The following is an 11164-nucleotide window of genomic DNA, read 5'->3' as shown; positions in this document are numbered from 1 at the left end:
GTGGACATGTCGGTGCCGGCCTACCTGGTCCTGGTCGTCGCCGTCACCGGGCTGATGAGCTTCCCGCTCGGCCTCGCCGAGTACCGCGACCGCAAGGTCCTCAAGCGCTTCCGCGCGACGCCGGTCGACGCGTCCGCCTTCCTCGTCGCGCAGGGGCTGGTCAACCTCGCGCTGACCCTGCTCGGCGCCCTGCTGCTGGTCGCCGCCGGGTACCTGTTCTTCGGCCTCCACCTGCCGGCCACCCCCGGGGCGGCCGCCGCGACGGCCGGGGCCCTGCTGCTCTGCTCCCTCGCCATGTACGCGCTCGGGGGAGTGGTGGCCGCGGTCGCCCGGTCCGAGCGGGCGGCGGTGGCCATCGCCAACCTGGTCTACTTCCCCATGATCTTCCTGTCGGGGGCGACCATCCCGCTGCAGATCTTCCCGGACGCGATGAAGACCATCAGCTCCGCGCTGCCCGCGACCTACGCGGTCGAGCTGCTCCAGCACGCCTGGCTGGGCGGCCCCGCCGACGTCGCCCTCGACCTGGGCGTGCTCGCGGGCGTGGTCGTCCTGGGCACGGCGGCCGCCGCGCGGCTGTTCCGGTGGGAGTAGCGGTGCCGGACGCCGCCTCCCCGCCCCCCGGCCCGCCGGACACCGTCCCGCCGCGCCCGGACCCGCCGGCCGCCGACGAGGTCCCCGCCACCGCGTTCCTCACCGCGCTCGCCCGGGCGCGCGCGACGGCCGACCCGGACGGGGTGCTCCGCGACCCCTACGCCGCACGCTTCGCCCGCCTCTGCCCCGACTCCGTCGCCCGCGTCACCCGGCACACCGCCGGGCCGTCCGTCGTCGTCGCCCGCACCCTCGTGATCGACCGCCTGCTGTCCGGGCTGCTCCGGGACGGGCCCTGGGAGGCCTGCGTCAACCTCGGCGCGGGCTTCGACGCCCGCACCCACCGCCTGGAGTGGCCCGCCGCCTGCCGGGTGACCGAAGTCGACCGCCCCGCCGTCCTCGACCTCAAGGACCGCCTGCTGCCCGCGGCCACGGCCCGCGTCCCGGTGGAACGGCTCCCCGGCGACCTGTGCGAACCCGCCGCCCTCACCGCCCTCCTGCGGCCCCGCGCCGCGGGCCGCAGGACCCTCTTCCTGGCCGAGGGGCTGCTCACCTACCTCACCGCGGACCAGGTCCGCGCCCTGGCGGCCGCGCTGGCCGGGGCGGCGGACGCCGGCAGCGCGTGGATCTGCGACGTCCTCTCCCCGGCCTCCGCCCGCACCCTCACCGCCGCCGCCCGCACCGCCGGAACGGCCCTGACCCTGCACGGCCTCCCGGACCTCGACGCCTTCGAGACCGCCGGCTGGCACTGCGAGCACCTCGAACCCCTGCCCACGGCCCGGCCCCCCGCCCGGGCCACCGGCACGTCCCGGCACCTCCCGGACGGCGTCCTGCGCTTGCGGCGGCGATCCCGGGAGGGCCGCGGCGGGGACGACCGTCCGGCAGCGGCCGCGCACCGGGCGTGACCGCCCTCCGCCGTGCGTGCACGCGCCGCCGACCTACCATGGAGGGTCAGGTCATTCGACCCCGCACCTGCCCGCGGAGCAGCGGGAGGAGGCCGGCATGGAGTTCGGGAACGGATCCGGGGGACCGGACGGATCGGCCTACCTGCCGATCTCCGAGCACGGCCTGATCGGGGACCTCCGTACGGCCGCCCTCGTCGGGACCGACGGAACCATCGACTGGTACTGCTGTCCGCGCTTCGACGCACCGAGCGTGTTCGCCTCCATCCTCGACGCCGACCGGGGCGGGTCGTGGGAGCTGGCCGCCGACGTGCCGGCCCGCACCCGGCAGTTCTACTTCCCCGACACCAACGTGCTGATCACACGGTTCTACGCGGCCGACGGGGTGGCGGAGGTCCAGGACTTCATGCCGGTCGTCGACGCGTCGCGGGAAGCCGCCCGGCACCGGCTGATCCGGCGGGTGGTCTGCGTACGGGGCACCCTGCCGTTCCGGTCCCGGATCTCCCCGCGCTTCGGCTACGGCGCCGAACCGCACACCGTGCGCGCACGGGCCCACGACGCCGTCTTCGAGTCCCCGTCGCTCTCCTTGGCCCTGTCGGCCACCGCGCCGCTGGAGACCGACGGCACCGACGTGTCCTCGCGCTTCAAGCTCCTCGAGGGCGAGTCGGCCGTCTTCGCCCTCGACCGGGTCAGCGGCGACGTCCGGCCGCGGGCCTGCCCGCGCGCGGAGGCGGAGGAGCAGTTCGAGGCGACGGTCCGGTTCTGGCGCGACTGGCTGAGCCGCTCCCGCTACCGGGGCCGCTGGCGGGAGATGGTCAACCGCTCCGCGCTGACGCTGAAGCTGCTCACCTACGCGCCGACCGGCGCGATCGTCGCCGCACCGACGACGAGCCTGCCCGAGCGGATCGGCGGCGAGCGCAACTGGGACTACCGGTACGTGTGGGTCCGCGACGCGGCCTTCTGCGTCTACGCCATGCTCCGCCTCGGGTTCACCTCCGAGGCCGAGGCCTTCATGGGCTTCCTGTCCGAGCGGTGCATCGAGCCCGGCGCCGGCCCCAGGGGGCCCCTGCAGATCATGTACGGCATCGACGGGCGCACCGAACTGCCCGAGACCGAGCTGTCCCACCTCGCGGGACATCTGGGATCGGCTCCGGTGCGGATCGGGAACGCCGCCACGGGCCAGCTCCAGCTGGACATCTACGGAGCCATGATCGACTCCGTCTACCTGTACGACAAGTGGGGCAAGCCCATCAGCAGCGACCACTGGGACGAAGTCGGCGCCGTGGTCGACTGGCTCTGCGAGCACTGGGACCAGCCCGACGAGGGTGTCTGGGAGACCCGCGGCGGCCGCAGGGACTTCGTCTACTCACGGCTGATGTGCTGGGTGGCCATCGAACGGGCCGTGCGCATGGCCAACCGGCGCGGACTGCCGGCCGACCTCGCCCGCTGGCAGCGGAGCCGGGACGCGATCTACCGGCAGATCATGAAGGAGGGCTGGTCGGCCGGGCGCGGGGCGTTCGTCCAGAGCCTGGGGGAGGAGGTGCTCGACGCCTCCGTGCTGATGATGCCCATGGCCAAGTTCATCGCGCCGACCGACCCCAAGTGGCTCTCGACCCTGGACGCGCTCACCGCCGAGCTGGTCTCCGACTCGCTGGTCTACCGCTACGACCCGCAGGCCAGCCCCGACGGCCTGCGGGGCGCGGAGGGCACCTTCTCGATCTGCTCCTTCTGGTACGTCGAGGCGCTGACCCGTGCCGGGCGGCTGGAGGAAGCCCGGCTGGCCTTCGAGAAGATGCTCACCTACGCCAACCACGTCGGCCTCTACGCCGAGGAGATCGGCCGCAGCGGTGAACAACTGGGCAACTTCCCCCAGGCGTTCACCCACCTGTCCCTGATCAGTGCGGCCTTCAACCTCGACCGCGCCCTCGGCTGAGCGGGAGGCGCGGAGCCGGCCGCTCAGCCCTGCTCCCGGACGCCCCAGGGGGAGCCGTACGCCGTCAGCAGGTCCAGGAACGGGCGCGGTGCGAAGGCCTCCGGGCCGAGCACACCCGCCTGCGCCCACACCCCGCCGGCCATGAGCTCCAGGGCCACCACCGGGTTGACGGCGGTCTGCCACACGACGGCCTGGGAGCCGTACTCGCGCATCGACCACTGGTTGTCCACCACGTGGTACAGGTACACCTCGCGCGGCCGGCCGTCCTTGGTGCCCTTCACCCAGGTGCCCGCGCAGGTCTTGCCGGACATGCGCTCGCCCAGCGTCGCCGGGTCGGGCAGGCAGGCGGCCACCACGTCGCGCGGGGAGACCCGTACCGCAGCGCCGTCCGCCCCGCGGACCGTGACCGGCGCGGTCGAGTCCAGGCCCAGTGCGTGCAGGGTCTTGAGCTTGCCGATGAAGTCCTCGCCCAGCCCGTACTTGAAGGTGACGCGCTGCGCGTCGACCCAGCGCGGGACCAGCAGCACCTCCTCGTGCTCGACGTTGACGCACTCCACCGGGCCGATGCCGTCGGGGAAGTCGAACACCTCCGGCTCGCTGAACGGCTCCGTGGTGAACCATCCGCGCTCGCGCTCGAAGACGACGGGCGGGTTCAGGCATTCCTCGATCGTCGTCCAGATGTTGAACGAGGGGGCGAACTCGTGGCCCTCGACGGTCAGGTTCGCCCCGTCGCGGATGCCGATCTCCTCGATCTCGTCGAACAGCTCGTCCGCCGCGTAGCGGGCGAAGACGTCCGAGAGGCCGGGCTCCACGCCCATGCCGACCAGCGCCAGCCGGCCCGACTTCTCCCAGGCCTCCGCCCGGGCGAACTGCTCGTCGCCCAGCTTGACCCCGCATTCGGCGTAGGGCAGGGCGGGGTGCGGCCGCGACAGCGACATCGCCATGTCCATGTAGTGGCTGTCCGCGGCCAGGGCCGCCTCGAACAGCGGCATCACGAAGCGGGGGTCGGTGGCGTTCAGCAGCATGTCGCACCGCTCCTCGGTGAGGAGCGCGGCCACCGCGGCCTCGTCGGAGGCGTCGATCCGGCGGGCCGTGAACCGGCCGGCGGAGTCGTCGAGGGCGGCGACGGCCGCCTCGGCGCGGGCGAGGTCGTAGTCGGCGACCACGAAGTGGTCGAAGAAGTCCCGGCGGGCCGCGATCCGGGTGATCGCGGTACCGACGCCACCGGCGCCCACAAGCAGAACACGCATGACGAAACCCTCTCTCGGCGGGGCCCACGGAGGTCCGTGCCCCATGGGAGGGATGAAAGCCGGGCCCGCGAGATAAGGTCAATGGTGTTGGCATAAGGCCCCACACGACCCAGGAGGGCACGCGATGGCGAAACCGGTGGTCCCCGAGGACGCCCGCAGGCGGCGGCGCCCCACCCGGCAGGGCGTCGTCCTGTCCGAGCGGCTGATCGTCGACACCGCCCTGCGCATGCTGCGCGAACACGGCAGCGCCGGGCTCTCCGCCCGCCGGCTGGGCGCCGCCCTCGGTGCCGACCCCAGCACCCTCTACCGCTACTTCGACGGCATGGACGGCCTGACCCTCGCCATCGGCGAGGAACTGATCGGACGGGCCCTCGAAGGCTGGTCCGCCACCGGGATCTGGCGCTCCGACCTGCGCGAACTCGGGCTGCGCATCCACGGGGCCTACCTGGCCCACCCCCAGGCGGCCGTGCTCACCGCCAGCCGCGTCACCGGCCGGCCCCGCGAGATCGCCGCCGACGAGGCGGTCCTCGGGATCCTGCGCACGGCGGGCTTCCCGGACCCGGAGGCGGTCCTGATCTACCACGCCTTCATCGACCAGAGCCTGGCCTTCGCCGCCCTCGACGCCGGAGCCCTCGCCCTGAGCGAGGCCTCGCGGCTCTCCGACGAGCAGCAGTGGGAGTCCACCTACGCCAGGCTGCCGGCCGACCAGTACCCGCACATCGCGGCCACCGGACGGCTGCTCGCCGCCCGGATGAACCACAGCGCCTACCCGGTCGCCCTGGACATGCTCCTCGCCAGCGCCGAGGCCCGTCTCCAGGCCCTGGGCGACCGCTGACCGCACCGGGTTCCGGCACCCCCCGGCACCCCTTATGCCAACACCATTGACCCCCGAGCGGCCGCGCGGGTTTCCTCTTCGCAGTTCACGCCCTGTTCACACCGCGCCCGGCAGCGGCGCAGCCCCCACACCGCACACAGCACAGCGAGGGACGATGGCCGCAGACACCCCCACGGAGACCGCCGCCCGGGAACGCACCGAACCCACGACGGCCACCGCCCCCACCGCCCGGACCGGCGTGCTCAAGGCCGACGCGATCGGCTTCCTCGACGCCCTCGCCATCGGCCTCAACGCCACCTCCCCGGCCTACTCGCTGGCCGCCGTCATCGGCCCGCTGGTGGTCCTGGTGGGCGTGCACGCCCCCGGCGTCATGCTCGCCTCCTTCGTGCCGATGCTGCTGATCGCCTCGGCCTTCCACTACCTCAACCGCTCCGACCCGGACTGCGGCACGACGTTCTCCTGGGCCACCCGCGCCCTGGGCCCCACCACCGGATGGCTGGGCGGCTGGGCCATCGCGATGACCGGGGTCCTCGTCGTCGGCTCCCTCGCGGACGTGGCCGTGGGCTTCGGCCTGCTCGCCGTCGGCGCCGACGGCCTGGCCGGGAACGCGCTGGTCCGCGAGGTCCTGACCGTCCTGCTGATCCTGCTGATGTCCTGGCTGTGCGTACGGGGCACCGAGGCCTCGGCCCGCTTCCAGAACGCGCTCGTCCTGCTCCAGGTCGTCTGCCTCGTGGTGTTCGCGGCCGTCGCCCTGTACCGGGTCTACGCCGGGACCGGGAGCCTGGACGCCGTACGCCCCGCCGCCGGCTGGCTGAACCCCTTCGGCGCGGGCGGCTCCGCCCTCACCGGCGGGCTGCTGCTCGGCGTGTTCGCCTACTGGGGCTGGGAATCGGCCCTCAACCTGACCGAGGAGACCAAGGACTCCGCCAACGCCCCCGGCCGCGCGGGCATCTGGTCGACGGTCGTGCTGCTCGCCACCTACCTGGCCGTGGCCGTCGCCGTCGTCGCCTACGCGGGCACCGCCTACCTCGCGGGACGGGCCGACACGGAGGAGGACGTCTTCGCCGCCCTCGCCCACGAGGTCCTCGGCGGCTGGGACTGGATCCTGCTCCTCGCCGTCAGCACCTCGGCCCTCGCCTCGACCCAGACCACCATCATCCCCGCCTCCCGCACCGCCCTGTCCATGGCCCGCCGCCACGCCCTGCCCGCCCGCTTCGCCCACGTCGACCCCCGCCGGGGCACGCCGGGCACCAGCACCTGGTGGGTCGCCGGCACCGCGACCGTCTGGTACGTGGTGATCCACCACATCAGCGAGAACGCCCTCGCCGACTCCCTCACCGCGCTCTCGCTGCTCATCGCCTTCTACTACGCCCTCACCGGCATCGCCTGCGCCGTCTGGTACCGGCGCCGGCTCACGCAGGGCCTGCGCCCCTTCCTGCTGCTCGGCGCGGGGCCGCTGGTGGGCGCGGCCCTGCTGATCTGGCTCCTGGCGGAGTCCGTCGCCGACATGGCCGACCCCCACAACGCGGCCTCCTCGACGGCCTGGTTCGGCCTGGGCGCACCGCTGGTCATCGCCGTCTTCCTGACCGGTGCCGGAGTGGTGCTCATGCTCGTGCGCAGGATGGCGTCGGCGACGTTCTGGCGAGAACGGCCCGGCACGCACCAGGACGCACCCTAGGACCACCCCACGACCGGCCCGCATGCGAACCGCCCGGCTGCCCGCCCCCGGGGCGTGCCGGTCGAGATGTACCGGCTGCCGGACCCTACCCGGCGGCGGGCGCAGCGGCGTCCGCCCCGGGACCGACGATGCGGCCGTCGCGCAGTTCCACGACGCGGTCGGCGAGTTCGATCAGGTTCGGGTCGTGGGTGGCGACGAGGATGGTCACCCCCTTGCCGCGCACCAGCGCGCGCAGCAGCTCCATGATCGACCGGCCGGTCTCCAGGTCGAGCTGGCCGGTGGGTTCGTCCGCGATGATCAGCGCGGGGTCGTTGGCCAGGGCGCGGGCCACCGCGACGCGCTGCTGCTGGCCGCCGGAGAGTTCGCCGGGGCGCTGGTCGGCGTGGTCCGCCAGGCCGACCAGGGCGAGCAGGGTCCGGGCGCGCTCCTCGCGCTCCTTGGCGGGGACGCGGCGCAGCCGCATCGGCACGCCCACGTTCTCCGCGGCGGTCAGGACGGGGATCAGCCCGAAGGACTGGAAGACGAAGCCGATCCGGTCCCGGCGCAGGGCGAGCAGGCCCGCCTCGTCGAGGCCGGCCAGGTCGGTGCCGTCGAGGGTGATCCGGCCACCGGTGGGGGTGTCCAGGCCGCCCAGCAGGTTCAGCAGGGTGGTCTTGCCGGAGCCCGACCGGCCCCGGAGGGCGGTGAGTTCGCCCCGGCGGACCTCGAAGGAGACCCCGCGCAGGGCGTGCACGGTCTGCGCGCCGGTGCCGAAGCTGTGGCGCACCTCCTCGGCGACCACGATCGGCGTGTCCGTGTCCGTGTCCGTGTCCGCGGTGGCCTGGCGTGCCGCCGGGACCGTGGGCGTGTGCTGGTGTTCCGTCACTGTGCTCCCCCTGCTTCGGACTTCCGACCGCATTTGCGCATCTCTCTCACCAATCACGCAAGTCCCTTCCGTGATTCGACCGGATCTGGCAGCATCGTCCGCTATCCGGTGCCGAAGGTCCGGACGGGGGAGGGACTGCACACGTGCTCGGCTTCGTCGTGCGCCGACTGCGCGGGCGATGGCCGCTCGCCGTCGCCGTACTGCTCACCGTACTGATCACCGCGACCGCGCTGACCGCGCTGACGGCCTTCACACGCGGTGTGGGGGAGCAGGGGCTGCGCCGGGCGCTGACCGGCCCGGAACACTCCCGGACCGGCGTCGTCGTCACCAGCGGCCAGGCCGCCGCCGCGCGCGCCAAGGACGACGAGGCCGTACGGGCCTACACGGGCCGGGTCTTCGGCAGGCTCCCGGTGGCCACCGACAGCGTGGCCCGCAGCCGCTCCTACGGACTCCCCGGTGCCGCCGCCGCGGGCCGCGACGCGGACCTCACCCTGCTGGCCGCGTTCGGCCGCGAGCACGTACGGCTGCTCGCCGGCGCCTGGCCCCGGCCCGTCACCGCCCCCGTGGGCGACCCGGCCCAGCCGCTCCAGGCGGCCGTGCCGCGCACCGCGCTCGCCCGCCTCGGCCTGGCCGAGTCCGCGCTGCCCGCGCCCGTCCGGCTGGACGACCGCTTCGGCGGGCCCCCGCTGACCGTGCTGGTCACCGGCGTGTACAAGGCCGCAGACCCCGACTCCGGGTACTGGCGGCTCGACCCGCTCGGCGGCCGCGAGCTCCAGGTCGGCAGCTTCACCACCTACGGCCCGCTCATGGTGGACGACACCGCCTTCACCGCCGGAGGCATCCTCCAGAACTACCGCGGCACCCTCGTCACCCCCGACCTGAGCACGGTCACCACCGCCGAGGCCAGGGCCGTGCGCACCGCCGCCGACCCCGCGGCCGCCGCGCTGAAGCGCACCACCTCGCTCCAGGCCGCCACCGAACTGCCCGAACTCCTCGCCCAGCTGGACTCCGGACTGCTGGTCGCCCGCTCCACCCTGCTGGTCGGCGCCCTCCAGCTCGCCGTCCTCTCGGCGGCCGCCCTGCTCCTCGTCTCCCACCTCATGACGGCCCGCCAGGAACCCGAACGGATCCTGCTCACCGCGCGCGGCGCCTCCCGCCGGCGCCTCGGCGTGCTCAGCGCGGTGGAGTCACTGCTGCTCGCCCTCCCGGCCGCCGTCCTGGCACCGCTGCTCGCACCGCCCCTGCTGCGGCTGCTGGGCCGCTTCGGCCCGCTCGGACGGGTCCGCCTCGAAATACCGGACACCTGGCTGGTCTGGCCCGTCGCCGCCGGCTGCGCCCTGGCATGCGTCCTGCTCACCACCCTCCCCTCCGCCCTGCGCGGCGCCTCCGCCGCCGTACTGCGCCGGGCCGGCCGCCGGCAGGCCCTGGTCACCGGCGCCGCCCGCTCGGGACTGGACCTGGCCGTGGTGGCCCTCGCCGTCGTCTGCTACCAGCAGCTGTCCCACTACGGGGGAACCGGCGCCGACACCGCCTCCGCCGGCCCCGCCTCCTCCGGCCCCGCCGACGGCGGTCTCGGCGTGGACCCGGTCCTGGTCGCCGCCCCCGTCCTCGCCCTGTGCGCGGGCACCCTGCTGGTCCTGCGGCTGCTGCCGTTCGCCGCCCGGGCCGGGGGACGGCTCGCCGCCCGCGGCCGGAGCCTGGGCCCGGCCCTGTTCGGCTGGCAGCTCGCCCGCCGCCCGGGCCGCGCCACCGGGCCCGTGCTGCTGCTCGTCCTCGCCGTCTCCAGCGGGGTCCTCGCCCTCGGCCAGCACGCCGCCTGGTCCGCCTCCCAGCGCGACCAGGCCGACTTCGCGACCGCCGGCGGACTGCGGATCTCCGGCAGCAGCATGTCCCCGATGGGACAGGGCGGACGCTACGGCTCCGTCCCGGGCGGCGACCGCCTGATCCCGGTGTTCCGCCAGGACCAGCCGCTGCCCGGCGGCGGCACCGCCGACCTGCTCGCGCTGGACGCCGCCAAGACGGGCGAACGCGTCCCCCTGCGCGCGGACCTGCGCGGCGGCCGGAGCATGCGCGAGCTGTTCGCCCCGCTCGCGCCGGACACCGCCGCGGCGCCCGCGCTGCCGCTGCCCGGCACACCGCGCCGCATCGACCTCGACGTGACGGTACGGTCCACCGGCACGGACTACGCCGCCGTGAGCCTGCTCCTGCGCGACCGGTTCGGAACCGTCCACACGACCCCGCAGACCACCCTCCCCACCGGCGGCGACGCCACCCTCCGCTTCCCCCTCGACGCACTGACCGACGCCCCGATCGGCTCCGCCGCCGCCCCGCTGGCGCTGGCCGGGCTGCACCTCTCGTACGCCGGCGACGGCGGCCCCGTCGGCGACGGAGCCGAACTGGCCCTGCGCCGCATCGCCGTCTCCGACACCCCCGACGGCGGCCCCGTACCGGTCCCCGCCGCCGCGGGCTGGCAGCTGGCGCCCCCGGCGCAGCCCCGCGCCTCGGGCAAACCCGTCCTCGCCCCGGCCGCGGCCGGCTCCACCGAGGTGCTGAGGCTGCGCTACTGGGGCGGCTTCGGCACCGAAAGGGGCGTCCACGCCCTGCTGTTCCCCGCCCCCGCCGCCCCGGCCGCCACCCCGGTCCCGGCGGTCGCCACCACCGGCTACCTGCGCTCCCTCGGCGCCGCTACAGGGGACACCGTGCACATCACCGTCGACGGGGTGACGGTCCCGCTGCGGATCACGGCCGCCGTCGAAGCCCTCCCCGTCGCCGGACGCACGGCGCTCGCCGTCGACCTGGGCACGCTCGGCCGGTTCCTGCTGGAGACCGCCGGGCAGCAGCCGCCCGCCCCCACCGAATGGTGGCTGCCCGCCGCCTCGGCCGCCGACCCGGCCCCGGCCCGCGCGGCCGCGGCCCTGCGCGCAGGGGTCAGGACCGAACGCGTCCAGCTCAGCGGGGAGATCACCGCCGGCCTGCTGGACGACCCGCTGAGCGCCGGCCCGCAGAGCGCCCTCGCCGCCCTCGCCGCCGCCTGCGCGGTCCTGGCCGCCATCGGCTTCGCCACCGCCACCGCCGCCGAACGGCGGGTCCGCGGACGGGAGTCCTCCGTACTG

At 74.8% G+C, this 11164-nt stretch carries 8 protein-coding genes; 6 read left to right on the top strand and 2 right to left on the bottom strand.

From position 1 onward, the window contains the following. The 3 genes from ACFVXK_RS32995 to ACFVXK_RS32985 all read left to right on the top strand — a co-directional run. A partial coding sequence (locus ACFVXK_RS32995; protein WP_389619151.1) for an ABC transporter permease occupies nt 1-591 on the top strand: 591 nt, incomplete at its 5' end. A 2-nt stretch (nt 592-593) separates the two neighbouring features. Then, the gene (locus ACFVXK_RS32990) at nt 594-1493 is read left to right on the top strand and encodes a class I SAM-dependent methyltransferase (RefSeq protein WP_389619148.1); all 900 of its coding nucleotides are present in this window, start codon (nt 594-596) and stop codon (nt 1491-1493) included. Nucleotides 1494-1590: 97 nt separating this feature from the next. After that, nucleotides 1591-3423, top strand: a complete 1833-nt coding sequence (locus ACFVXK_RS32985; RefSeq protein WP_389619146.1) for a glycoside hydrolase family 15 protein — start codon at nt 1591-1593, stop codon at nt 3421-3423. Nucleotides 3424-3446: 23 nt separating this feature from the next. On the opposite strand, the gene ACFVXK_RS32980 is transcribed toward ACFVXK_RS32985, so the two are convergent. Beyond that, a complete protein-coding gene (locus ACFVXK_RS32980) occupies nt 3447-4673 on the bottom strand; it encodes a saccharopine dehydrogenase family protein (protein WP_389619144.1) in 1227 nt (408 codons plus the stop codon). Between the two features lie 124 nt (nt 4674-4797). Between ACFVXK_RS32980 and ACFVXK_RS32975 the strand changes: the two genes are divergently transcribed. Further along, complete coding sequence (locus tag ACFVXK_RS32975; RefSeq protein WP_389619141.1) at nt 4798-5508, top strand: TetR/AcrR family transcriptional regulator; 711 nt, start codon at nt 4798-4800, stop codon at nt 5506-5508. A gap of 154 nt (nt 5509-5662) precedes the next feature. Next, complete coding sequence (locus tag ACFVXK_RS32970; protein WP_389619138.1) at nt 5663-7186, top strand: APC family permease; 1524 nt, start codon at nt 5663-5665, stop codon at nt 7184-7186. A gap of 85 nt (nt 7187-7271) precedes the next feature. Here ACFVXK_RS32970 and ACFVXK_RS32965 read toward each other — a convergent pair whose 3' ends face one another. Next, entirely contained in the window at nt 7272-8051 is a 780-nt protein-coding gene (locus tag ACFVXK_RS32965; RefSeq protein WP_389619135.1) for an ABC transporter ATP-binding protein, read from the bottom strand. 143 nt (nt 8052-8194) lie between these two features. On the opposite strand from ACFVXK_RS32965, the gene ACFVXK_RS32960 reads away from it, so the two are divergent. After that, a partial coding sequence (locus tag ACFVXK_RS32960) for an ABC transporter permease (RefSeq protein ID WP_389619132.1) occupies nt 8195-11164 on the top strand: 2970 nt, incomplete at its 3' end.

The sequence above is a fragment of the Streptomyces sp. NPDC058157 genome (genome assembly GCF_042884105.1).
GTDB lineage: Bacteria > Actinomycetota > Actinomycetes > Streptomycetales > Streptomycetaceae > Streptomyces.
Note: the sequence above shows the minus strand (reverse complement) of the source record. Positions and strands in the feature narration are given on the sequence as shown.